General features: G+C 61.3%; 22 protein-coding genes. 7 read left to right on the forward strand and 15 right to left on the reverse strand.

The window, feature by feature from the left end:
* Nucleotides 1-30: 30 nt before the first annotated feature.
* From KX729_RS12975 to KX729_RS13010, 8 genes are all read right to left on the reverse strand, one after another.
* The gene (locus KX729_RS12975) at nucleotides 31-1,074 is read right to left on the reverse strand and encodes a sn-glycerol-3-phosphate import ATP-binding protein UgpC (protein WP_219742881.1); all 1,044 of its coding nucleotides are present in this window, start codon (nucleotides 1,072-1,074) and stop codon (nucleotides 31-33) included.
* Nucleotides 1,074-1,922 carry a sn-glycerol-3-phosphate ABC transporter permease UgpE gene (gene ugpE, locus KX729_RS12980; protein ID WP_219742882.1) on the reverse strand — a complete coding sequence of 283 codons (849 nt, stop codon included), beginning with the start codon at nucleotides 1,920-1,922 and terminating at the stop codon, nucleotides 1,074-1,076. Before ugpE ends, KX729_RS12975 begins: the two co-directional genes overlap by 1 nt.
* 9 nt (nucleotides 1,923-1,931) lie before the next feature.
* Entirely contained in the window at nucleotides 1,932-2,813 is an 882-nt protein-coding gene (gene ugpA, locus KX729_RS12985) for a sn-glycerol-3-phosphate ABC transporter permease UgpA (RefSeq protein ID WP_219742883.1), read from the reverse strand.
* A gap of 66 nt (nucleotides 2,814-2,879) precedes the next feature.
* Nucleotides 2,880-4,184, reverse strand: a complete 1,305-nt coding sequence (gene ugpB, locus KX729_RS12990; RefSeq protein ID WP_219742884.1) for a sn-glycerol-3-phosphate ABC transporter substrate-binding protein UgpB — start codon at nucleotides 4,182-4,184, stop codon at nucleotides 2,880-2,882.
* Nucleotides 4,185-4,281: 97 nt separating this feature from the next.
* Complete coding sequence (locus KX729_RS12995; protein WP_219742885.1) at nucleotides 4,282-5,103, reverse strand: inositol monophosphatase family protein; 822 nt, start codon at nucleotides 5,101-5,103, stop codon at nucleotides 4,282-4,284.
* A gap of 34 nt (nucleotides 5,104-5,137) precedes the next feature.
* The gene (locus tag KX729_RS13000) at nucleotides 5,138-6,199 is read right to left on the reverse strand and encodes an ABC transporter ATP-binding protein (RefSeq protein WP_219742886.1); all 1,062 of its coding nucleotides are present in this window, start codon (nucleotides 6,197-6,199) and stop codon (nucleotides 5,138-5,140) included.
* A complete protein-coding gene (locus KX729_RS13005; protein WP_219742887.1) occupies nucleotides 6,196-8,427 on the reverse strand; it encodes an ABC transporter permease in 2,232 nt (743 codons plus the stop codon). The genes KX729_RS13000 and KX729_RS13005 overlap by 4 nt, the downstream gene beginning before the upstream one ends.
* A gap of 77 nt (nucleotides 8,428-8,504) precedes the next feature.
* Nucleotides 8,505-9,533, reverse strand: coding sequence for an ABC transporter substrate-binding protein (locus KX729_RS13010; protein ID WP_219742888.1), 1,029 nt, complete (start codon nucleotides 9,531-9,533; stop codon nucleotides 8,505-8,507).
* A gap of 190 nt (nucleotides 9,534-9,723) precedes the next feature.
* Between KX729_RS13010 and KX729_RS13015 the strand changes: the two genes are divergently transcribed.
* A complete protein-coding gene (locus tag KX729_RS13015; protein WP_219742889.1) occupies nucleotides 9,724-10,725 on the forward strand; it encodes a LacI family DNA-binding transcriptional regulator in 1,002 nt (333 codons plus the stop codon).
* A 6-nt stretch (nucleotides 10,726-10,731) separates the two neighbouring features.
* On the opposite strand, the gene iolG is transcribed toward KX729_RS13015, so the two are convergent.
* Nucleotides 10,732-11,727 carry an inositol 2-dehydrogenase gene (iolG, locus tag KX729_RS13020; protein ID WP_219742890.1) on the reverse strand — a complete coding sequence of 332 codons (996 nt, stop codon included), beginning with the start codon at nucleotides 11,725-11,727 and terminating at the stop codon, nucleotides 10,732-10,734.
* 148 nt (nucleotides 11,728-11,875) lie between these two features.
* On the opposite strand from iolG, the gene KX729_RS13025 reads away from it, so the two are divergent.
* From KX729_RS13025 to iolB, 5 genes are all read left to right on the forward strand, one after another.
* A complete protein-coding gene (locus KX729_RS13025; protein ID WP_219742891.1) occupies nucleotides 11,876-12,688 on the forward strand; it encodes a MurR/RpiR family transcriptional regulator in 813 nt (270 codons plus the stop codon).
* 128 nt (nucleotides 12,689-12,816) lie between these two features.
* Nucleotides 12,817-14,745: a bifunctional 5-dehydro-2-deoxygluconokinase/5-dehydro-2-deoxyphosphogluconate aldolase gene (locus KX729_RS13030; protein WP_246617568.1), complete on the forward strand. Its 1,929-nt coding sequence runs from the start codon at nucleotides 12,817-12,819 to the stop codon at nucleotides 14,743-14,745.
* Complete coding sequence (iolD, locus tag KX729_RS13035) at nucleotides 14,742-16,565, forward strand: 3D-(3,5/4)-trihydroxycyclohexane-1,2-dione acylhydrolase (decyclizing) (protein ID WP_219742892.1); 1,824 nt, start codon at nucleotides 14,742-14,744, stop codon at nucleotides 16,563-16,565. Before KX729_RS13030 ends, iolD begins: the two co-directional genes overlap by 4 nt.
* A 1-nt stretch (nucleotide 16,566) precedes the next feature.
* Nucleotides 16,567-17,472, forward strand: a complete 906-nt coding sequence (gene iolE, locus KX729_RS13040) for a myo-inosose-2 dehydratase (protein ID WP_219742893.1) — start codon at nucleotides 16,567-16,569, stop codon at nucleotides 17,470-17,472.
* A 2-nt stretch (nucleotides 17,473-17,474) separates the two neighbouring features.
* Nucleotides 17,475-18,284, forward strand: coding sequence for a 5-deoxy-glucuronate isomerase (iolB, locus tag KX729_RS13045; protein WP_219742894.1), 810 nt, complete (start codon nucleotides 17,475-17,477; stop codon nucleotides 18,282-18,284).
* Nucleotides 18,285-18,468: 184 nt separating this feature from the next.
* On the opposite strand, the gene ocd is transcribed toward iolB, so the two are convergent.
* Both ocd and rocF read right to left on the reverse strand, forming a co-directional pair.
* Complete coding sequence (gene ocd, locus KX729_RS13050) at nucleotides 18,469-19,530, reverse strand: ornithine cyclodeaminase (protein WP_219742895.1); 1,062 nt, start codon at nucleotides 19,528-19,530, stop codon at nucleotides 18,469-18,471.
* Complete coding sequence (gene rocF, locus KX729_RS13055; protein ID WP_219742896.1) at nucleotides 19,530-20,450, reverse strand: arginase; 921 nt, start codon at nucleotides 20,448-20,450, stop codon at nucleotides 19,530-19,532. The genes ocd and rocF overlap by 1 nt, the downstream gene beginning before the upstream one ends.
* Before the next feature lie 116 nt (nucleotides 20,451-20,566).
* On the opposite strand from rocF, the gene KX729_RS13060 reads away from it, so the two are divergent.
* The gene (locus KX729_RS13060) at nucleotides 20,567-21,004 is read left to right on the forward strand and encodes an Lrp/AsnC family transcriptional regulator (protein WP_219743128.1); all 438 of its coding nucleotides are present in this window, start codon (nucleotides 20,567-20,569) and stop codon (nucleotides 21,002-21,004) included.
* 175 nt (nucleotides 21,005-21,179) lie between these two features.
* On the opposite strand, the gene KX729_RS13065 is transcribed toward KX729_RS13060, so the two are convergent.
* From KX729_RS13065 to KX729_RS13080, 4 genes are read right to left on the reverse strand one after another with little or no spacing between them, the layout of a single operon-like run.
* Nucleotides 21,180-22,028: a transporter substrate-binding domain-containing protein gene (locus KX729_RS13065; protein ID WP_219742897.1), complete on the reverse strand. Its 849-nt coding sequence runs from the start codon at nucleotides 22,026-22,028 to the stop codon at nucleotides 21,180-21,182.
* Between the two features lie 43 nt (nucleotides 22,029-22,071).
* The gene (locus KX729_RS13070) at nucleotides 22,072-22,845 is read right to left on the reverse strand and encodes an ABC transporter ATP-binding protein (RefSeq protein ID WP_219742898.1); all 774 of its coding nucleotides are present in this window, start codon (nucleotides 22,843-22,845) and stop codon (nucleotides 22,072-22,074) included.
* A complete protein-coding gene (locus KX729_RS13075) occupies nucleotides 22,845-23,564 on the reverse strand; it encodes an ABC transporter permease (protein ID WP_219742899.1) in 720 nt (239 codons plus the stop codon). Before KX729_RS13075 ends, KX729_RS13070 begins: the two co-directional genes overlap by 1 nt.
* Nucleotides 23,564-24,283 carry an ABC transporter permease gene (locus KX729_RS13080; protein ID WP_219742900.1) on the reverse strand — a complete coding sequence of 240 codons (720 nt, stop codon included), beginning with the start codon at nucleotides 24,281-24,283 and terminating at the stop codon, nucleotides 23,564-23,566. The genes KX729_RS13075 and KX729_RS13080 overlap by 1 nt, the downstream gene beginning before the upstream one ends.
* Nucleotides 24,284-24,318 lie beyond the last annotated feature (35 nt).

A 24,318-nucleotide genomic window follows, 5' to 3' on the forward strand; every position in this document is an offset into this window, starting at 1 on the left:
CGAGCGGTCGAAGACCTCTTTCCACATTGCTCAAATCCGCTGTCCATCCTTGTCGAAAAGGTGGAAATTCCTGCGGTCGGCGGTCAGCGTCATCTTCTCGTCGATCTGGATATGCGAGCGGCCCGGCACGCGGAAGACGATCGTCTGGCTGTCCGTTGTCGTGCCATGGACATAGCTCTCGGCGCCGACGAGTTCGACAGCGGCGACAGTCACTTCCGCTGTCATCGGACCTGAAACACCGCTACCGGCGATGGCGATATCCTCTGGACGGATGCCTATCGTCACGGCATTGGCCGGCAATCCCGCATCGTTTGCAGCGGTCCAGCCCGCCCCGTTTCCGAGCTTCATCAGGTTCATCGAAGGCGAGCCGATGAAGGTGGCGACGAACGTGGTCGCCGGCTTTTCGTAAAGCTCGATCGGCGTGCCGACCTGTTCGATACGGCCGGCATTCAGCACCACCAGCCGGTCGGCCAGCGTCATCGCCTCCATCTGGTCATGGGTGACATAGATCGATGTCGTGGCCAGCGAACGCTGCAGGCGGCGGATCTCGACGCGCATCTGGACGCGCAGTTTGGCGTCGAGGTTAGAGAGCGGCTCGTCGAACAGGAAGGCCGCCGGCTTGCGCACGATCGCGCGGCCCATGGCGACACGCTGGCGCTGGCCGCCGGAAAGCTGCCGTGGTTTGCGCTCGAGGAAGGGCTCGATTTCAAGTGCACGTGCCGCTTCCGTGATGCGCCGGTCGATCTCCTCCTTCGGCGTGTTGCGGTTCTTCAGGCCGTAGGCGAGGTTCTGGCGCACCGTCATGTGGGGGTAGAGCGCATAGTTCTGGAAGACCATGGCAATGTCGCGTTCCGCCGGTTCCAGCCCGTTAACCAGCTTGTCGCCGATCATAATGTCGCCGGCGGTGATGCTTTCGAGGCCTGCCACCATGCGCAGCAGCGTGGACTTGCCGCAGCCGGATGGGCCGACCAGAACGATCATTTCTCCGTCGGCGATATCGAGCGATACGCCCTTGATGGTGTCGACGCCACCGCCATAGACCTTGCGGACGTCCTTGAGTTCTATCCTCGCCATTACTTTTCAGTCTCCACCAAACCTTTGACAAACCAGCGCTGCATCAGCACCACGACGATGACCGGGGGAATGATCGCCAGGATCGCGGTGACCATGACGTAGTTCCAGGGGGTCGATGCGTCGGCAAAATCCACCATGCGGCGCAGACCGATGATGATCGTGTTCATCTCGGCCCGATCGGTCACGAGCAGCGGCCAGAGATATTGCGTCCAGCCGTAGATGAACAGAATGACGAACAGGGCAGCGATATTCGTCGTCGACAACGGCAGCAGGATATCGCGCATGAAGCGGAACGGCCCGGCATTGTCGATGCGCGCCGCCTCGACCATCTCGCCCGGGATCGTCAGGAAGAACTGCCGGAACAGGAAGGTCGCCGTCGCAGATGCCATCAGCGGCAGGGTCAGGCCAGCATAGGTGTTGAGCAGACCGAGATCGACGATGACCTTGTAGGTCGGCAGGATACGCACTTCCACCGGCAGCATCAGGGTGACGAAAATCATCCAGAAGAAGCCCATGCGGAACGGAAAACGGAAGAAGACGATCGCGAAGGCGGACAGGAACGAGATAATGATCTTGCCGACGGCGATGGCGACCGCCACCACGAAACTGTTGAACAGCAGTCGTTCCAGGCTGACGCCGACGACGCGCTCGACACCGACGGTGATTGCTTCACTGTAGTTTTCGACCAGATGCCCGCCGGGCAGGAGCGACAGCGGCGGACGCAGGATGGCGTTCGACGTCGCCGACGAGGCGATGAACGTATAATAGATCGGGAAGGCGACGATGATGATGCCGATGATCAGCATCAGATGCGCCATGAAGGTTGCGATGGGGCGGTTTTCGATCATTCTGACACCTCAACCGTAATGCACGCGCCGCTCGACGAAGCGGAACTGGAAAGCCGTGAGTGCGATAACGATCACCATCAGCACCACCGATTGCGCCGCCGACGAGCCAAGGTTCAGGTTCACGAACCCGTCATTATAGACCTTGTAGACCAGTGTTTCTGTTGCCTTCGCGGGCCCGCCATGGGTGACAGCGTGGATGATGCCGAACGTGTCGAAGAAGGCGTAGACGGTGTTGACCACCAGCAGGAAGAAGGTCGTTGGCGCCAGAAGCGGGAAGATGATCGTCCAGAACCGCCGCGCGCCGCGGGCGCCATCGATGGCGGCGGCTTCCAGCAGCGATTTCGGGATCGCCTGCAAGCCGGCGACGAAGAACAGGAAATTGTAGGAAATCTGTTTCCAGGCGGCCGCGACCACGACGAGCGCCATGGCCTGATTGCCGTCCAGAACCGGATCCCAGGCGATGCCGTTGCGCCGCAGGAGATAGGCGAGTGTGCCCATGGCGGGGTTGAACATGAACAGCCACAACATGCCGGCGACGGCGGGCGCCACGGCATAGGGAATGATCATCATCGTGCGGTAAAAGCCCTTGCCGCGCACCACGAGATCGGCGGCGGTGGCGAGCAACAATGCAACGCCCATGGAAAGCAGTGCGGTCGCGACGCTGAAGACCACCGTCACCTGCAGCGAATGTAGATATTCGCCGTTCGAGAAGATCGCCGAGAAATTGGCGAACCCGACGAACGTGCTTTGCAGCCCGAACGGGTCTTCCCGCATGGCGGATTGATAGAGCGCCTGGCTTGCCGGCCAGAAGAAGAACACCACCGTCAGGATGATCTGCGGCAGGACCAGGAAATAGGGAAGGATCTTGTTCGGAAAGACGACGCTTTGCACGGGCAGGCTCCGTTTGGATGCGAAGAAGACGGCTCGCGTTGCAGAGACGCGAGCCGTCTGCGGTGCTTACTTGCCGATTGCCTGCTGGATAGCGGCGTTGCCGCGTTCGACGGCCTTGTTGAGCGCCGTCTTGGCATCCTGCTTGCCGGCCAGCATCGACTCGAACTCCTCGTTCATGATGTCGCGGACCTGCGGCAGGTTGACGAGGCGGACGCCCTTGGAATTGGCTGTCGGCGGCTTGCCCATCATCTGCTGGATCGGCGTCTCGCGGCCTGGGTTCTTCGGATAAAAGTCGGACTTCTTGGTCTCGTCATAGGCTGCCATGGTCACCGGCAGGTAGCCGGAAACCTGATGCAGGCGGGCCTGGATCTTGGTCTGCGACAGGAAGTTGAAGAACTCCGCGGTGCCCTTGTATTCCGCATCGCTCTTGCCGGCGAAGACCCAGAGGCTGGCGCCGCCCGGAATGGTGTTCTGCGGACGGCCTTCGCCTTCGTAGTAGGGAAGCTGACCGATACCGTAGTTCATGCCGGTCTTGATGATGTCGCCGAGACCGCCAGAGGATTCCGTCAGAATGCCGCATTCGGCCGAGGTGAAGAGCTGCTTGGCTTCCGAGGTGCGGCCGCCGTAACGGAACGTGCCGTCCTTGGCAAGATCGGCGATCGACTGGAAATGCTTGACAAAGAAGTCGGAGTTAAAGGCGAGCTTCACATCGACGCCGCCGAGACCGTTTTCATTGCTGCCGTAGGAAACATTGTTCCAGGCGGCAAGGTTTTCGGTCTGGATCCAGGTGAGCCAGGTCGACGTGAAGCCGCAGGGTGCAGCGCCGCTGGTCTTGATCTTCTTTGCGGCCTCGAACACCTGAGGCCAGGTCTTCGGCGGGTTGGCGGCATCGAGGCCAGCCTTCTGGAAGATATCCTTGTTATAATAGAGGATCGGCGACGAGGAGTTGTAGGGGAAGGACAGCATCGTGCCGTCCGGCTTCGAATAATAGGCGACGATGCCCGGCAGGTATTGCGACTTGTCGAACTTGAAGCCGCCCTTGGTGAGAACGTCGGCGACCGGCACGATGGCACCCTGTGCGCCCATCATCACGCCGCTGCCCGCGTCGAACACCTGGATGATAGCCGGCGGCTGCTTGGCGCGGAAAGCGGCGATGCCGGCATTCAGCGTTTCCGGATAGCTGCCCTTGAAGACCGGGAGGATTTTGTAATCCTTCTGGCTTTCGTTGAATTCTTTGGCCAGCTGCTCGACGACCTCGTTATTGGCGCCGGTCATGGCATGCCACCACTGGATTTCCGTGGCGGCCATGGCGCTGGAAGCCAGCAGCAGCGAAGTTGTTGCGGCAAATGCCGAAGTGAGAATGGTCTTCATGGATGTTTTCCTCCCTTTCCCATGAAACGAACAGGGATCCTCCGATCCCCTTGATGTGGCCGCGCCGATCCCACGAACGCCGCGGCCGGATTTGAAATCACGCGGCGGCGATGTCTCCCGAAGCGATGCCGGCGATGCGTTGCAGGTCTTCGATCGCGCCCGGACCGGCGGCTAGAACGGGGGCGCCTTTAGTCAAGCGCTCGCCCTCGGTCGGGAAGGGCAGATACCAGCCGCCGGCTTCCTTGACGATGCAATAGCCGCCGAGGCAATCCCAGGCGTGCATATAGGGTTCGTAGTAGCCGACCAGCCGGCCGGCCGCGACGTAAGCGAGCATAAGGGCACCGGAGCCGAGTCGCACGAAATTACCGCCGCCTTCGAGCAGGTCGGAAACGATCTTGCCGACTGAAGCGGGCGTGACGTGGTGGTTGGCACCGATGCCGGTCAGCGCGTTGCGGATCGTCCTTTTCGGATCGAGGGAGAGCGGCTTGCCATTGAGCGTCGCACCCTGACCGGCGGAGGCGGAATAGGTCTCGCCGAGGCAGGGCACATAGATGACGCCGACGACCGGCACCTTGTTGTGCAGAACCGCAATCGAGACGCACCAGTTCGGCATGCCGTTGACGAAGGGGCTGGTCCCGTCGATCGGGTCGACTACCCAGGTATAGCCCGACGTGCCGGAAACGAGGCCGTATTCCTCACCGAGAAAGCCGTCTTCGGCAAAGGCGTCGGAGACCTTGCCGCGAATGAGGTTTTCCACCTCACGATCGGCGATCGAGACGACGTCTTGCGGATCACCCTTGGTTTCGATCACCAGAGTTTCGCGCTGGGTGAAGTAGTCGAAAGCGACCTTGCCGGCGGTCTGAGCGATCTCTTCGGCCAGCGCGTGGCGCTCCCTGATTTCGCGTTCGTGTATGTTCATGACACCATTGTCCCTGTCGGTCATATTTCCGCGGTCATTCCGCGATGATGGCGATGCCCCGGTTCTTCAGGCCGATGGCGACCTGCGTGCCGGGGGCGAGGGGGCGGTCGACCGACGGGTCCACGATAAAAAGGGTCCCGCCGCTCGTTTCCGCCTCGTATTCGATATGGTCACCGAGATAGGCCGCATGGCTGATCCGCCCGGAAAAGGCGGCATTTTCGGCCGGCTCCACGGTGATCGCGCTCGGTCGCACGGCGAGCTTGCCGCGGCCTGTTTTGGCGCCCCGTGCCGGCACGACATGCTGCAATCCCTCGATGCTGACCGTCGCATTCGCTCCGGAGATGTCGATGATCTCGCAGGACACGACATTCGCCTCGCCGATGAAGTCGGCAATGAAGGTCGAAGCCGGTGCCTCATAGAGTTCACGCGGGCTGCCGGCCTGGGCGATCTCGCCATCCTTCATCACGATGATCTTGTCGGAAACGGCCAAAGCTTCGTCCTGGTCGTGGGTCACATAGACGGCGGTGAACTGCAGGCGCTGCTGGAGTTCGCGGATCTCAGTGCGGACGCGGCGGCGAAGGCGGGCGTCGAGGTTCGACAGCGGTTCGTCGAGCAGCAGAACCTGCGGTTCGAGCACCAGCGCGCGGGCGACTGCAACACGCTGCTGCTGGCCGCCGGAGAGCTCGGCCGGCAGCCGCTTGCCCATGCCTGCAAGGCCGACGAGTTCGAGCCCGTGTTCGGCCTTCTGCCGCGCTTCCTTCTTGTTCAGGCCGGAAGACTCCAGCCCGTAGGCGACATTGTCGAGCGAGGTCATGTGCGGAAACAGTGCGTAGGATTGGAACACCATCGAGACATCGCGCTCGTTGGCCGGCAGCATGGTCACGTCCTTGCCGCCGATCAGGATGCGGCCGGAGGTCGGATGTTCCAGTCCGGCCAGCATGCGTAGCGTCGTCGTCTTGCCGCAGCCGGAGGGGCCGAGCAGCGTCACCAGCGTGCCCGGCTCGACGGTCAGCGACAGGTCGTGGATCGCCGTGAAGGCGCCGAAGGTCTTGCGGACATTCTGAAAGACGACGGATCCGGCAGGGGCTCTGTTCATGCGGTTTTCTCCTGCTGAATGGATGTCGAAATGCGGACGCGGGTGGCCGAGATGCGGTTTTCACGCCGCAGGCGCCGCTCGCCGACGAGAAGCTGGAAGCCGAGGATGACGGTGATCATCACGACGATCAGCATGGAGGAATAGGCGATCGCCACGCCGAACTCGCCGTTTTCGACGAGGCCGACGATATAGGAGGTTGCCATGTTGTATTGAGCGCTGACGAGGAAGACGACGGCGCTGATTGAGGTAATGGCGCGCACGAAGGAGTAGACGAGCGCGGCGGTGATTGCCGGCCTGAGCAAGGGCAGGATGACCTTGCGGATGGTGCGGAAACTGTTGGCCCGCAGTGTCATCGAGGCCTCGTCGAGGCTGCGGTCGAGCTGGCTCATGGCGGCGATGCCGCCGCGCACGCCGACCGGCATATTGCGGAACACGAAGCAGGCGACGAGGACCAGTGCGGTGCCGGTCATTTCCAGCGGCGGCAGGTTGAACGCCATGATGTAGCTGATGCCGATGACCGTGCCGGGGATGGCGAAGCTCATCATCAGTGCGAATTCGAACAATTCCCGGCCAGCGAACTTCTGGCGGACGATGACATAGGCCGTGGCGAGCCCGACTGCCGCCGTCAGCGGTGCCGAGATCAGTGCGATTTCCATCGTCGTCCAGAACGAATTCCAGGCAACGCCGGTCCAGGCGATCGAGCCATCCCGTAGAGTGATGGAGAAGGCCTTGGCGTAATGGGCGAGCGTCAGCGTGTTGTCGAGGCCCCAGGTCTTCACGAAGCCGCCGAAGATGATCATGCCGTAAACGACGAGCGTGAAGATCATCCAGGGAATGACGATCGCATGCACGCCGATCGATAGCGAGCGGGGCAGGGCGATATGTGCACCGCTGTCACCTTTGCCGGTGACCGTCGCGAAATTCTTGCCGGAAAGCCAGAGCCGCTGGGCGAGGAAAGCCGAGAGCGTGAAGCAAAGCAGGATCATGGCGAGAACGGCGGCGCGGGCCGGATCGTTCTGCGAGCCGACGACGGCGAAGAAGATTTCCGTCGACAGCACGCCATGGCTGCCGCCGAGCACCAGCGGATTGCCGAAATCCGCCATGCTTTCGATAAAACCGATCAGGAAGGCGTTGGCGAGGCCGGGTGTCATCAGCGGCAGCGACACTTTCCAGAAGGTGCGCCAGCGGTCGGCGCGCAGCGTCTGCGAGGCTTCCTCCATTGATGGGCTGACGCCTTCGACGACGCCGATCAGCACCAGGAAGGAAATCGGTGTGAAAGAAAGGACCTGCGCGATCCAGATACCAGTCAGGCCATAAAGCCAGCGGCTTGGCTCGACGCCAAACAGCAACGACAGGCTCTGGGTGACGACACCGGCGCGGCCGAACAGAAGGGTGAGTGCCAATCCGATAACGAAGGGCGGTGTGATGATCGGCAGAACCGTGAGAAGCCGCAGGCCCTTCTTGAACGGAAAGCGGGTGCGGGTCGCGACCAGTGCGAATGCGAGGCCAAGAGTGGTCGAGCCGGCAGCGGTCATGATCGCCAGCAAAAGCGTGCGCCAGGCGACCCCGCAGCGCGCGCCGCCGACCACGCAATCGAGGCTCCAGATCGACGAATCCATGATGTTGCGATTGAAGCCGTCGAAATTCACCGAGCCGTCGAAATCCTGAAAGGCGCCGATGAACATGCTGCCGATCGGGTAGAACACGAAAACGGCGACCAGAAAGATCAGCATGGAAATGGTCGCGACGACGAAGGCGTCGCCGCGCATCACACCACGCTCGGCAAGTCCGAAGGCGAATATCAGAACGAAGCATATTGAAGTGAGAACCGCTCCCGCCCCCATCGAAGACTGGCCGGTTGCAAGTTGGCCAAAAAGCGTTTCGCCGATCGTCCAGGTCCAGCCGGTCGCGGTGATGGCAAGTCCCTGTAGGGCAAGGAACAGAACACCTAAGCCGCCTGCGGCGGCCAGCAATGCTCCGCGGCGCATCGGATCGGTTATGAAACGGGCGGCAAGTGCCGCGCCGAGCGCAAGCAGCACCGCCAGCAGCCACCAGCGACCATACGTGGCTATCTGCAATATGCCCGGAGCGACCGTTTCCTTGCGCGGGAAATCGGGCAGCCACGAGAAGGAGTAAAACCCCTTCTCGATCCGGTACCACGGCAGGACGATCGTCGCCGCAATGCCAAGCGCCAGCACGATATCCAGTCTGCGGTTGCGATTATCCATAGCCGGCGGCGACCTTACTCGTCGGGAAACAGGTCCGCCGCGCCGGAACGGGCCCGGGCGCGGCGGGGCGATTGAGGTCAGTTGGCGTTGGCGCCGATTTCCTTGTCCCAACGCTCCAGCAGCTTCTTGCGGGTATTCGGGTCACCGTATTTGGTGAAGTCGTAGTCGATCAGCTTGATCTCGGAGAACTTCGGCGATTCCTTCGGCACTTCGGCCTTCGAGTTCGACGGAAGCTGGAAGGACTTGGCATCCTTCATGTGCGACTGAACGTCCGCTTTCAGTGCCCAGTCATACCATTTCTTGGCATTTTCCAGGTTGCGGGCGCCCTTGACGATCGACATGGAGCCGATTTCGTAACCGGTGCCTTCGCAAGGGGCGATGGACTTGACCGGGAAACCTTCGACGGCGACGGCCACCGCGTCATGCATGAAGACGATGCCGATTGCCGTTTCGCCACGGCCGGCGGCCTTCACCGGCGCCGAGCCGGACTTGGTATATTGCGAGACGTTGGCGTTGAGCTTCTTCAGATAGTCATAGGCCTTGTCCTCGCCCATGATCTGCACGAGCGTCGCCAGCGCGGTATATGCGGTGCCTGATGAATTCGGGTTCGCCATCTGGATTTCGCCCTTGAAGGACGCATCCAGCAGGTCTGCCCAGCACTTCGGCTCCTTCAGGTTCTTCTGCTTGAAGAGGTCAGTATTGTAACCCCAGCCGAGTGCGCCGGCATAAACCCCCACGGTGCGGAAACCCGAGGCCTCAGCCTGCTTCTTGGCCCAATCGTTCAGTTCGCCGAGCAGCGGCGACTTGTATTCCTGCGTCAGGCCTTCGGATGCCGCCTGAAGATGAGGGTCGCCTGTACCGGCCCACCAGATATCGGTCTTCGGGTTGCGCGCCTCAGCGCGAATCTTGGCATAGGTTTCGCCGGACGACAGGCGAACCATGTTCACTTGAATGCCGGTTTCCTTCTGAAATATCTGTTGCATCATTTCGCAGATCACGACGTCTGCGGAGCAGATCAGATTGAGTTCTTCGGCTGCACGCGATGCCGAAGCATTCATCGTCAGACCCGCCGCGAGCGCAGTCGCAGCCATAAGAGCAAGGCGCATGATTATCCTCCCAGATTATGGTGACGCCTCCACATAACCCGCTTTGCAAGCGTGTGCAATCGTTCCACGTAGTTGCATCGCTTGTCAATAACCGATCACTAAAGAAATCGGTAAGTGACCGCAGGCCCTGTCACATCTCTGTTGCACTCGTTTGCAAAAGTGGGCATGAAATAGGCAGGGGAGGGTGGCGATGAGCCGCAAGATTTTCGTCAGCGCCAAGGAGGTTGCCGATCGGGCGGGTGTGTCCAGATCGGCGGTTTCGCGCACTTTTACGCCAGGTGCCAGCGTCTCCGACGAAACGCGCCGCCGTGTAACAGAAGCTGCGGAAGCGCTGGGCTACCACGTCAATCATCTTGCCCGCGGGCTGATGCGCAACGAGAGCGGCATCGTCTGCCTGATCGTTTCGGAAATGGACACGCCCTATCGCGCCCGGCTGGTCAGGGCGCTGACCCGGCAGCTGCAAAGCATGTCGAAGATCGCCATGCTGATCAACACGGACCGCTCGGACGACAGCGTCGACCAGGCGCTCAGGCAGGCGATCAGCTACCGCGCCGATGCCTCGATCATCTTGTCCGGCATGCCCGACAAGTCGATTACCGACCTCTGTCTGAAAAGCGGCCAAAGGCTGGTGCTCATCAATCGCGACGAGGATCGCGAGGGCGCGCTGATGATCAATCTCAACGACCGGGAGGCCGCTCGTCGTGCCTTCATTGCGCTGCTCCGAGCCGGTTGCCGCAGTTTCGCCTTCGCCAATTCCGAAGCCAGAACGCCGAGCCTGATGGCCCGCGAGGAAGGTTTCTGCGCCGCCGGACGTGAGCACGGCTTCGAGGTCACGGTTGAGCGTTTCGGCCCGACGGCCTATAAAAGCGGCGCCGTGCTGGCGCAGCGGCTCTTCACTCGCGAAAAGCGGCCGGATGCGATCTTTTGCGTCAACGATCTCCTGGCCTGCGGGCTGATGGATGCCGCCCGCCACCAGTTCAATCTGTCGGTTCCATCGGATGTCTGCGTTATCGGCTTCGACGATATCGAACAGGCGTCCTGGTCATCCTACAATCTCACCACCTTCGCTCAGCCGGTCGATCATATCGCGGCCGAAGCCGTCGCCTGGCTCGACCGGCCGACTGCGGAGCACGAAAATCTCCACAGGCTTGAGGCCGAGCTGATCTGGCGCGGATCGGTCCGGGGTGGTTGACCGCCATCAATAGGCGACGGTGACTGCCTTGCTTTCCTTGACTGCACGCAGGGCTGCGTCTGCGAGTGCGAGCGCAATGACGCCGTCTTCCGCGGAAGGCGAAAGCGGCGTACCCTTTTCAAGGCTGTCGATGAAGGCAGATATTTCCGCTGCATAGGCTGCCGTATAACGGGTCATGAAGAAATCGTGCAGCGGCGGGCGGGTGTAACCGTCCTTGTTAGCGATCTCGATCGACACGGGGCGCTGGTTTTCGGCAGACACCGAGCCGAGCGATCCGTGCACCTCGATGCGCTGGTCGTAACCGTAGCTCGCGCGGCGGGAGTTGGAAATCATCGCCTGGCGACCGCTCTTCGTCGTCAGGATCAGGCTCGCACTGTCGAAATCGCCGAGTTCACCGATCTTAGGATCGACCAGCACGGCGCCTGCGGCCATGACGCTGACGATCTCTTCACCAAGCAGGAAGCGCGCCATGTCGAAATCATGGATAGTCATGTCGCGGAACATGCCGCCGGAAACCTTGATATATTCGGCCGGCGGCGGGCCTGGGTCGCGGCTGGTGATCGTCACCATTTCCACCTTGCCGATGCGGCCGTCGTCAATCGCCTTGCGCACCGCCTGAAAATGTGGGTCGAAACGGCGGTTGAAGCCGAGCATCACCTTGGCGCCCGTCTTGCGCACCGTTTCCAGGCAGGCTTTGGCGCGCTCGACATCGAGATCGATCGGCTTTTCGCAGAAGATCGCCTTGCCGGCCTTTGCGAAACGCTCGATCAGGTCCGCATGAGTGTTGGTCGGCGTGCAGATAATGACGGCGTCGATATCCTTGTCGGCCTCGACCGCCTCGATCGTGCTGACCTTGCAGCTCGCGCTGTCGGCAATCGCTTGTGCGGCATCCGCCATGGCATCAACCACGCAGACGAGTTTCGCCCGCTTGTCTTCGGCAATCGCGCGGGCATGCACCTTGCCGATACGGCCTGCGCCGAGAAGCGCCAGTTTCGTGACCATGATGTCCTCCCTAGACACTTGCAATGACATTTTAGCACTTTCGCCGGCCCGCCTCCTTGCGCTCCGGCCATCCAAATCGGAATTTGGAATATATGTTCTATTTTGCTAGATTGTGATTTCATCTGTGTCAAGGCAATGGGAAATGTGAATGCAGGAGAGGGTGCCGGCCACCATCACGCAGTTCGAGGAAAGGCTGATCGACGTTTCGGATAGCCTGCCGAAGCGACTGCGCCAATGCGCCGAATATGTTGCGGCCAACAAGGACCGGATCGCGGTTTCGACAGTCGCAGAAATGGCGGAAGGGGCAGGCGTGCAGCCCTCTGCCTTCATGCGCTTCTGCCGCATCCTCGGCTTTTCCGGCTTTTCCGAGATGCAGCGGCTGTTTCGCGATTCCTATTCGGGCGGCTGGCCGGATTATTCGACGCGGCTGAAGAACCTGCGCGAAAAGGCGGAGGGTACCCCGTTCGCATTGCTCGCCGAGTTCGTCGATGTCGGCCGCGCCTCGCTGGAGAATCTGCTCAAGACTATCGATGCCAAGACCTTGGATGATGCGGTCGAGGCATTGGCGAAGGCCCAGATGATCCACATCATCGGGCTTCGACGCTCGTTCCCTGTTGCAAGCTATATCGCCTATGCGTTCGAGAAGATGAACGTGCCGGCCATGCTGCATTCCGGCGTTGGCGGGCTCGACAACCATAATGCCATCCGCCCCGGCGACGTGCTTTTGGCCGTGACCTTCTCTCCTTACGCAGCGGAGACGATCGAGATGGTCGAGGCGGTGAGCAGCCGGGGCATCCCGGTGGTAGCCATGACCGATACGATCGTCAGCCCCTTGCGGAAATTCGACGCGATTACACTTTCCGTCTCGGAAGTAGATTTCGGTGCTTTCCGCTCGCTTTCGGCAACGCTTTGTCTCGCCATCGTACTTTCGGTAGCAGTCGGCACAAAACGCTCTGAGTGAATGTTTGTGTTGAAAATCTGGAAAATGGAATTTATGGTTCATTTCTGATCGAAGGTGGCCAAGGAGGATTGGGCGCTTTCGGGACGGCGTACGGGCATGGATCCCTTGCCGTCGAAAGGGAGGAAATCTTGGCGACACTCGATCTCATCACGATCGGCCGTTCATCCGTGGATCTTTACGGCGTGCAGGTGGGCGGGCGCCTGGAGGACATGGCTTCCTTCAACAAATATATCGGCGGCTCGCCGACCAATATTGCCGCCGGTGCCGCCCGCCTTGGCCTGAAATCGGCGCTGATCACCCGCGTCGGGGCCGAACATATGGGCCGCTTCATCCGCGAACAGCTGGTGCGCGAGGGTGTGGATGTCCGCGGCGTGGTGACGGACCCGGAGCGGCTGACGGCGCTGGTTTTGCTCGGCATCCGCGACCAGCACCAGTTTCCACTGATCTTCTATCGCGAAAACTGCGCCGACATGGCGCTCTGCGAAGACGATATCGATCCGGCCTTCATTGCCGACGCCCGCTGCGTCACGGTCACCGGAACGCATCTTTCCAACCCGAAGACCGAAGCTGCAGTCCTCAAGTCTCTGCGACTCGCAAAGCAAAACGGCGCGCTGACGGCGCTCGACATCGACTATCGTCCCAATCTCTGGGGGCTGGCGGGCCACGAGGCGGGCGAAAGCCGTTTCATCGAATCCGGCAAGGTCACCGCCAAGCTACAATCGACCCTGCATCTCTTCGATCTTCTGGTAGGGACTGAAGAAGAATTCCACATAGCCGGCGGATCGACAGATACGCTGGAAGCGCTGCGGGCAGTGCGCAGGGTGTCCACGGCCACTCTGGTCTGCAAGCGCGGGCCAATGGGGGCCGTCGTTTTCGAAGGCGATATCCCGGACAGCCTCGATAAGGGCCAGAGCGGCGAAGGTTTTCCGATCGAGGTATTCAACGTGCTGGGCGCCGGTGACGGTTTCATGGCCGGCCTGCTCAAAGGCTGGCTGACCGGCAAGGACTGGCCGACGGCGCTGAAATACGCCAATGCCTGCGGCGCCTTCGCCGTCTCGCGGCACGGCTGCACGCCCGCCTATCCGAGCTGGGAAGAGCTACAGTATTTCTTCCGAACCGGCATTCGCGACAAGGCGCTACGTAAGGATGCGGCACTCGAACAGGTGCATTGGTCGACGAACCGCACCGGCGACTGGCCGGAACTGCGCGTTTTCGCCTTTGACCATCGCATGCAACTTGAGGCGATTGCCGACGAGGCGGGCCAGAGTTCGGAACGGATCGATGCGTTCAAGTCGCTCTGCCTCAAGGCCGCACTCGACGTTGCCAGCTGTCAACCGGGCTACGGCATACTCTGCGATGGCCGGTTGGGGCGCGAGACGCTCTACAAGGCGACCGGAACAGGCCTCTGGATCGGCCGGCCGGCGGAATGGCCGGGTTCGCGGCCGCTGACGCTGGAACCGGAACTCGGCCCCGATCTCGGCGGTATCACCGAGTGGCCGGCGGACAATGTCGCCAAGGTACTCTGCTTTTACCATCCGGACGATCCGCCGGAGATGCGCGAAAAGCAGGAGGATATGGTTCGGCGCCTGTTTGCCGCTACCCGTCGCAACCGGCTGGAAATGCTGCTGGAGGTTATCCCCTCCAAGGTCGGGCCGGTCGATGATCGCACCGTCGCTGAGATCATCGAGCGCTTCTACGAGATCGGTATTTATCCTGACTGGTGGAAGCTTGAGCCGATGAAAATCGAGGCCGCCTGGGCAAACGCTTGCGCGGCGATCGAAAAACACGATCCGCATGTGCGCGGCATCGTCGTGCTTGGCCTCGACGCGCCGATGGCGGAGCTTGAAGAGAGCTTTGCCACGGCCGCCAGCTTCGATCTCGTGAAAGGGTTTGCGGTTGGCCGGACGATCTTCGGCGATGCGGCACGGCAGTGGTTTGCCGGCCAGATCGATGACGACGAGGCGGTGGCCGACATGACACGCAGATATCGCGAGCTTTGCACGGTCTGGGATAGCGCCCGGGCAAAGTCAAAAGCCGCAGGAGGAAACGGCCGATGAAAACGGTGAGACTGACCGCCGCACAGGCGATGGTGCGTTACCTGGCAAACCAGATGACCGAGGAGGGCGTGCCCTTTTTCGCGGGCGTCTGGGCGATCTTCGGGCATGGCAATGTCGCCGGTTTGGGTGAAGCGCTGGCGGGAATCCGCGAAACGCTGCCGACCTATCGCGGCCAGAACGAACAGTCGATGGCCCATGCGGCGATCGCCTATGCCAAGCAGCTGCGCCGCAAGCGGGCGATGGCGGTGACCTCCTCGATTGGCCCCGGCGCCGTCAACATGGTGACGGCGGCAGCACTTGCGCATGTCAACCGCCTGCCGGTGCTACTGATCCCGGGCGATGTCTTCGCCAATCGCGGCCCCGATCCGGTGCTGCAGCAGATCGAGGATTTTGGCGACGGCATTGCCACCGTCAACGACTGCTTCCGCCCCGTCAGCCGTTATTTCGACCGCATCAGCCGGCCGGAGCACCTGCTGACCGCACTGCCACGCGCCATGCGCACGCTCACCGACCCGGCCGATTGCGGCCCGGTGACATTGGCATTCTGTCAGGATACGCAGGCCGAGGCCTATGATTATCCGGAAAGTTTCTTCGAACCGAAGATCTGCTACTGGCGCCGGCCGCGGCCGGACGAAAACGAATTGATGCGCGCGGTCGAAGCTATCAAGGCGGCAAAGAACCCGGTCATCGTCGCCGGTGGTGGTGTGCATTTTTCCGGCGCAACCGAAACGCTGGCGGCTTTTGCCGCCCGGCACAATATTCCGGTCGTCGAGACGCAGGCGGGCAAGTCGGCGTTGCCTTGGGACCATGCGGCGAATTTCGGCCCGGTCGGCGTGACCGGTGCATCGAGCGCCAATGCGGTCTGCGAAAATGCCGATCTGGTGATCGGTGTCGGTACCCGTTTCCAGGATTTCACCACCGGTTCTTGGGCGCTGTTCAGGAATCCCGCCCGGCGAATCCTCTCGCTCAACGTCCAGCCCTACGACAGCGCCAAGCATGAGGCGATTCCGCTCGTATCGGATGCCAAGGTCGGGCTGGAACTGATCACGGCCGCGCTCGGCGGCCATCGTTTCCACCTGCCGGACGCCGGTCTCAAGGAAACGTGGTTCGCCAAGGCGGATGCGGTCACCGCCGCACCGAAGGACGGCAATCTCTTGCCGACCGACATGCAGGTGATCGGCGCCGTGCAGCGCGCCTCGCGTGACAATACCGTCGTCATGTGCGCCGCAGGCACTATGCCGGGTGAGCTGCATCAGCTCTGGAAGGCCGGTCGGCCGCTTTCCTATCACATGGAATACGGCTTTTCCTGCATGGGTTACGAGATCGCCGGCGGGCTCGGCATCAAGATGGCGGAACCGGATCGCGACGTGATCGTCATGGTCGGCGACGGGTCCTACATGATGATGAATTCAGAGCTCGCGACGGCCGTTGCCATGGGCGTCAAGATCACCGTCGTCATCACCGACAATCGGGGTTACGGCTGTATCAACCGGCTACAGATGGCGACCGGTGGGGAGCAGTTCAACAATCTCTACGCCCATACCAGCCAGGCAAACCCGATGGCGATCGATTTCGCCGCCCACGCCGCCGCGATGGGAGCGGATGCCCGCAAGGTGTCTTCGATCGCCGATCTCGATGCGGCGCTGAACGGCGCGCGCGAAGCGAAGGTGGCGACCGTGATCGTCATCGATACCGACCCATACCCGACGCCGGAAGGCGGTGGTTACTGGTGGGATGTCGCGGTGCCGGAAGTCTCGACCCGCCCCGAAGTCACGCAAGCTCGCGCCGCCTATGAAACGGCGCTCAAGGAAAGACGCTGACATGATCCTCTATGGCACCAATCCCATCGCCTGGTCAAACGACGACGACCGCACGCTCGGCGCCCATATCAGCCTCGACCAGTGCCTGGATGAAACCGCGAAGATCGGTTTCGACGGCATCGAGAAGGGCCACAAATTCCCGCAGGAGCCCGCCACCCTCAAGGCGGTGCTGGAGCCGCGCAAGCTGCGCTACGTCTCCGGCTGGCATTCGCTCAACCTGCTCACCAATTCCATCGAAGACGAAAAAAAGGCCATGCAGACGGCGCTCGATCTTCTGAAGGCGATGGGCTGCAAGGTGATCATCGTCTGCGAGACCTCTAACGCCATACATGGCGATGATGGCAGGGCGGTCAACGACCGGCCGAGACTCGCCGAAAGCGACTGGCAGTCCTTCGGCGCGGGTGTCGAGGTGTTGGCAGAATTTGCGGCCGGGCAGGGCATCAGCCTCGTCTATCACCATCACATGGGCACGATAGTCGAAAGCGAAGACGAGATCGACAGGCTGATGGCCAATACCGGCCCGCATGCGAAACTGCTGCTCGATACCGGCCATACGCTGTTCGGCGGCGGAGATCCCGAAAGCGTCGCGAAAAAGCACATGGCTCGCGTCGGGCATATCCATGCCAAGAACGTCCGTCCGGTGATTGCAGATCAGGTCCGCAACGAAGGTCTCTCCTTCCTGGAGGGCGTGCGCCGTGGTGTCTTCACCGTGCCGGGCGACAAGGAAGGCGGCGTCGAGTTCGCGCCGGTGCTGAAGATCGCTGCCGATCACGGTTATCAGGGCTGGCTGGTCATCGAGGCAGAACAGGACCCGGATGTCCGCAATCCCTTCGAATACCAAAGCATGGGGCTTTCCTCGCTGAAGGCGATGGCGCTCGCCGCCGGTCTTGACAAGAGAGGGAACTGAATATGGCAGACCTGCTGCGTAAGCCGAAAGGCACTTCCGGCAAGGTGCATGACATGACGCCGAAGGATGCCGGCTGGGGTTATGTCGGCTTCGGCCTTTACCGCCTGAAACCCGGCGACGGTGCTGCGGAAAAGACCGGCGAAACGGAGGTCATCCTCGTTCTCGTCGAAGGCAAGGCTGATATTTCCGGGCGCGGCAAGTCCTTCGGAGAACTAGGCGACCGGATGAGCGTCTTCGAGCGCAAGGCGCCGCATTGCGTTTATATTCCCGCCGGCTCCGAATGGAGCGCCAAGGCGACGACGGAATGCACACTCGCCGTCTGCACCGCGCCGGCCAAACCCGGCCGCGAGGCGGCCGTAATCGGTCCCGATGGCCTCGACCTCGTCACCCGGGGAAAGGACGCCAATACCCGCTACATCTTCCCGATCGCCATGGAAGAGCGGGACGTGGCCGACAGCCTGTTGGTGACCGAAGTCTTCACCCCATCGGGCAACTGGTCCTCCTACCCACCGCACCGGCATGACGAGGACAATTTTCCGGACATGACCTATCTGGAAGAAACCTATTATCACCGGCTAAACCCCGCTCAGGGTTTCGGGTTCCAGCGGGTCTTCACCGAGGACGGCTCGCTGGACGAGACGATGGCGGTCGCCGACCACGATCTCGTGCTGGTGCCGAAGGGCCACCATCCTTGCGGCGCGCCCTATGGCTACGAGATGTATTACCTGAACGTGATGGCCGGCCCGATGCGCAAATGGCGGTTCAAGAACCATCCGGACCATGATTGGATTTTTAAGCGGGATAATCCGTAAGAAGTCCCGGCCTCGAATTATCGATCGAGCGGATCGGGGCTATCCCCGTCATCCTCGGGCTGGTCCCGAGGATCCAAGTCGCTTGAGCAAAATCGACGTGGATAGTTTCTCGGGGGAAGCTCGAAAATGACGTCGAACGAGTAGCAATGTCCGATTGAACGGAGCGACCTCGCATTGCGACCAATTACACAGCGGCCAATATCGCCTGTCGCCGTAACAACATTCCAAACAGGTCTCGCGGCTCATCCGGATCGGCCACCAGATCGAGCTGGTTCGTGTAATTCGAGCCGCTCACCTTGTCGCGCACGTAACGAAGTGCGGAAAAATCCTCGATTGCGAAACCGACGCTGTCGAACAGTGTGATCTGTTTGTCGGAGCTGCGCCCGGTTTCCAGGCCGGTGATGACGCGCCAGAATTCGATAACCGGATGATCTGGCGCAAGCTGCTGGATCTCGCCCTCGATGCGTGTTTGCGGTGGGAATTCCACGAAGATATCGGAGCGCAGCAGGATGTCGCGATGCATTTCCGTCTTGCCGGGGCAATCGCCGCCGACGCCGTTGATATGCACGCCGGGGCCGATCATGTTGTCAGTCAGGATGGTAGCATTGTGCTTGTCGGCGGTCGCGGTGGTGATGATGTCAATGCCTTCGACCGCCTGTTCCGCCGAGCTGCAGGCCTCGATATGGAAGCCGAATTTTTCGAGATTGCGGCGGCAGCGAGCGGTCGCTTCCGGATCGATGTCGTAGAGCCGCAACTGGTCAATGCCGAGCAGGGCCTTGAAGGCAATGGCCTGGAATTCGCTCTGGGCGCCATTGCCGATCAGCGCCATGGTGCGCGCATCCTTGCGGGCAAGGTATTTTGCAGCGATGGCTGACGTTGCGGCGGTGCGCAACGCCGTCAGGATCGTCATTTCAGAAAGCAGGAGCGGATAACCGCTATCGACATCGGAAAGCACGCCGAAGGCCGTCACCGTCTGCAGGCCGGACTTGGTATTCTTCGGGTGGCCGTTGACGTATTTGAAGCCGTAGAGGGCGCCGTCGCTGGTCGGCATCAGCTCGATCACGCCATCCCGCGAATGGGAGGCAACGCGGGGGATCTTGTCGAAACTCTCCCAACGCCGGAAATCGTCTTCGATGTAACCCGCCAACTCGACTAGGAATGTCTCGACGCCGGTGGCGACGACAAGGTCCATCATGTTCTCGACACTGATGAACGGCACGATGTTCAGGTTGGCGGGGACTGGCATCAGAAACTCCTCGTCGGGCGGTCCATGACCTTGCGGCCCATCAGGCTGGCGGTGAGATCGACGAGCGTGATGGCGGTACGACCGCGCTCATCGAGGAAAGGATTGAGCTCGACGAGGTCGAGGCTGGTCACCAGGCCGCTGTCATGCAGCATTTCCATGACGAGATGCGCTTCGCGGAAGGTCGCTCCGCCCGGCACCGTGGTGCCGACGGCCGGCGCGAAGGTGGGCTCAAGGAAATCGACGTCGAGGCTGACATGCAGCAGGCCGTTGGCGGCCTCGACCTTTGCAAGGAAGGCGCGCAGCAGAACGGCGATCCCGTGTTCGTCGATGACGCGCATGTCGTGGACGGTGACGTCGCTCTCACGCAGCGCGGCGCGTTCCGCCGGATCGACGCTTCGGATGCCGATCATGCACATATTGGCTGGATCGACCGGATGGGAAAGCTTCGGCATATAGCCTTCGAAGCCCGGCCGGCCGGTGAAATAGGCAACCGGCACGCCGTGGAGATTGCCGCTGGTTGTCGTATCAAGCGTGTGAAAGTCCGTATGGGCATCAAGCCATAGCACGAAAAGCGGGCGGCCCGTTTCTGCAGCGCGGCGAGAAATGCCCGCAACCGTACCGGCGGAGATGGCATGATCGCCACCGAGGAAGATCGGCATGCCTTCAGCGCTTTCGCGATAGGCGAGGTCGGTCAACAGCTCCGTCCAGGCGACGATCTGCGGCAGGCGGCGTACGGCGGCATTAGGATGGGTGATGTCGGGAAGCTTGGAGATGCCGACATTGCCGAGATCGGTCACCTGATGGCCAAGCTCCGTCAGTGCATCCACCAGGCCTGCAGTCCGAAGCGCGCTCGGGCCCATTTCGCAGCCGAGCTGTGTCGAGCCATCCTGCAGGGGAATACCAATCAGTTTGCAATGCATGTCTTTGTCTCCGTTAGAATGAGTGGACCACGGGAAGCTGGCGGATTGAACAATCCAATTTGCCAAATTTGTCAAATTGCCTTATCAAAATGGCATCATTGGCAACCGTTTCGATCATGGACGATTTTGACAGTAAACTCGTGACGCTTTTGCGACACAATGCCCGGCGCAGCATTTCCGATCTCGCGACGGATCTTGGGTCGTCGCGTGCCACCGTCCGTTCGCGCATGGAAAAGCTGGAAAAGGACGGCAGCATTCTTGGCTATACCGTCATCCTGCGAGCGGATGCCGTCGAGCTGCCGGTGCGTGGCATCATGATGGTGGAGATCGAGGGCAGGGCGGCGGACCGGGTCATCAAGGCGCTCGGCGGGTTTCCGGAGATTTCGGAAATCCACACGACGAACGGTCGCTGGGACCTCATCGTCGAGCTGGGCACGACGACGCTTGCCGAGTTCGATAATGTGCTGCGGCGCGTGAGATTGGTGCCGGGGATTACAGCGACGGAGACAAATCTCGTGCTCGCGACGCCGCGGAGTACGAAGGCGCGGCTTTGAAATGTTCTCGCCGTCATGCTCGGGCTTGTCCCGAGCATCTATCCACGTCGAATATGTTGAAGCGGCTTAGATCCTCGCCACAAGGGCGAGGATGACGTTGAGGAAGTGGCAAAGTCCCAAAAGATAAAGGCCGCAGCATTGCCACGGCGCTCCAATCATCGAGATAACCGACCGATTATTGCGGGGTCATGTCGAACCCGAACCACTTAGTGGAGAGTTTTTTCGTCGTGCCGTCGGCCTTGGCGGCGGCAATGGCCTCGTCGAACTTTGCCTTCAGCGCGGTATCGGTCTTGCGCAGGCCGACCGAGCTGCCGGCGCCGAGGAAGCCGCCCTGGAAGCGCGGGCCGACGATCGTCATGTCGCTGTTGGTCGGCTTCGCGACGGCGGTCATCAGGTAACCCATCGAGGCCATGACGACATCGACGCGGCCAGCGACGAGGTCCATGTCGTGCTGTTCGGTGGTCTTGTATTCGCGAACCTGCACGACGCCCTTCAGATATTCATCCATGAAGCGGGCGGCGATCGAGGCGGTCTGAACGCCGACCGTCTTGCCCTGCAGAAGCGGCTTCAGTTGTTCGACTGCCTTGCGGGCGCCGGCTTCGTTGGAAGCGAGCGAGAACAGCTCGTCCTTCATCGGCATTTTTTCCAGCGCGCCGCCCTTCAGCGTCGCGAAGGCCTGGCCGGTGCTGCCGTAGGACATCGAGAAGTCGATGACTTCCTTGCGCTTGTCGGTCGCCGACATGCCGGCCATGATCGCATCGAACTTGCCGGCGTTCAGCGCCGGAATGATGCCGTCGAATGCCTGGGCAACGAAGGTGCACTTGATCTTCATGCGCTCGCAGAGGTTCTTGCCGAGCTCGATGTCGTAGCCGTCGAGCGTGCCGTCCGGGCGGGTGAGGTTGTAGGGCGGGAAGGCGCCCTCGGTGGCGATGACGATTTCCGTCTTGTCCTGCGCAGCGGCGCCGGTCGCCATCAGCGTCACGACGGTGAATGCCGCGGCGATTGCCGTCTTGATGAGTTTCATTTTGTAGTTCCCTCTCTTTGTGTTTGGGTAGATTGAAGCGGCGTTAGCCGCTGATGAACTTGCGGAAGCGTTCGGACCTCGCGTTGGTGAACATGTCCTGCGGCCGGCCTTCCTCTTCGATGGCGCCCTGATGTAGGAAGATGACCCGGCTGGAAACATCGCGGGCAAAGCCCATTTCGTGAGTGACGACCAGCATGGTGCGGCCTTCCTCCGCCAGCGCCCGCATCACGCGCAGCACTTCGCCGACGAGTTCCGGATCGAGCGCGGACGTCGGCTCGTCGAACAGCATCACCTTCGGGCGCATGGCGAGCGCGCGGGCGATCGCGGCGCGCTGTTGCTGCCCGCCGGAAAGATGCGCCGGATAATGATTACGCTTGTCGGCAATGCCGACCTTGGCAAGCAGCGCCTCCGCCTCTTCCAGGCACTCCGCGCGGGAGCGCTTCTGCACATGCAGCGGCGCTTCCATGACGTTTTCAAGCACGGTTTTGTGGGACCAGAGATTGAAGCTTTGGAAGACCATGCCGAGCTCGGAGCGGATGCGCTCGACTTGCTTTCGGTCGGCGATCTTGCTCTTGCCAGCGCCCGCCGGAGCAAGCTTGATCGCCTCGCCAGCCACCGTGATTTCGCCGGCATCCGGCGTTTCCAGCATGTTGATGCAGCGGAGCATGGTCGACTTGCCGGAGCCGGAAGAACCGAGGATCGAGACGACCTCGCCCTCGCGCGCTTCCATGTCGATGCCCTTCAGCACCTCGACCGGGCCGAAGCTCTTGCGAAGGCCGCGCACTGTGATGGCAGCGGGAGTGGTGGAAACGGTCATCATGCGGCTCCCGTGGATGTGGTGGGCAAGGCCGCAGGCTGGCGCAGGTGGGGGCTCAGTCGGTATTCCGCGAAGGCGACCAGCTGGGTGAGAATGAAGTTGATGGCGAGATAGATCGCGCCGGCGACGATGAAGACTTCGATGGCGCGATAAGTTTCGGAGATGATCCGGGCGGCAACACCGGTAACTTCCATGATGGTGATAATCGATGCGAGCGACGTTGCCTTCACCATCGAGATCATTTCGTTGGAATAACCGGGCAATGCCTGACGGATCGCAAGCGGCAGGGTGATACGCCGGAAGGTCATGAAGCGTGACATGCCGCAGGCGCGTGCGGCTTCCACCTGGCCGAACGGAACCGAAAGGAGCCCGCCACGGATGATTTCGGAGGAATAGGCGGCGGTGTTCAGCATCAGTGCGATCACGGCGCACCAATAGGGTTCCCGCAGCACGCTCCAGAGGATCGTCTGGCGCAGGCCGCGGAACTGGCTGAGCCCGTAATAGATCAGGAAGATCTGTACCAGCAGTGGGGTGCCGCGGAAGGCGAAGATATAGGCGCGCGCAAACCAGTCGAGTGGCAGGATTCCCGAGAGCCGGCAAAGCGCCAGGCCAAGGGCGAGGAAAGCGCCGAGCACGATGGCGCTTGCGGCAAGCTGCAGCGTCAGCGGCAGAGCTGTGATGAGGCTCAGGAAGGTTTCCCAGAGAAACAGAATATCCATCAGCCTCTCCTCACGCCACGGGTGAACCGCTTTTCGCTGAATTGAAGAAGGCCGCCCGAGACCGTCGAAATGGCGAGATAGATCGCAGCGGAGATGATGTAGAAATCAAAGGGCAGGCCGGTAGAGCCGGCACCGATCTGCGACTGGCGTAGTAGTTCGACGACACCGGTGACGGAGACCAGCGCCGATTCCTTCAACGTCACCTGCCAGACATTACCCATGCCGGGAATGGCGTGGCGAAGCGTCAGAGGCGCGAGGATGCGCCGGAACCGAAGCCAGCGCGACATGCCGCAGGCGGTCGCCGCTTCCAGCTCACCGGACGGCACGGCCTTGAAGGCTCCGCGAAAAACTTCCGTCTGCTGAGCACCGGAGGTGATGCCGACTGCGAGCGCGCCGGCCAGGAAACCCGGAAAGCCGATAAAACCCTGCGCGCCGAACAATTTGCCGATTGCGGTCACCACCGCACTGCCGCCGAAATAGAAGAGGTAGATAACCAGCAGGTCCGGTATGCCGCGCAGCACCGTGGTGTAGAAACCGGCGATGCTGCGCGTCACAGGCCCGCCGGCAACTTTAGCCCAGGCGCCGAAGACACCGATGACCGCGCCGATCACGAAACCGGACAGTGCGATCAGGATCGTCATGACGGCGGCGATCGCCAGCGCGATGCCCCAGCCGTTCGGGCCGGTTCCGATCAGTTCCCATATCGTCGGCTGGGCCATCCGATCCTCATCCGCATATCTGGAGGCAACGGGGC

Origin of the sequence: Neorhizobium populisoli (assembly GCF_019430945.1) — a bacterium.
Classification (GTDB): Bacteria; Pseudomonadota; Alphaproteobacteria; order Rhizobiales; family Rhizobiaceae; genus Neorhizobium; species Neorhizobium populisoli.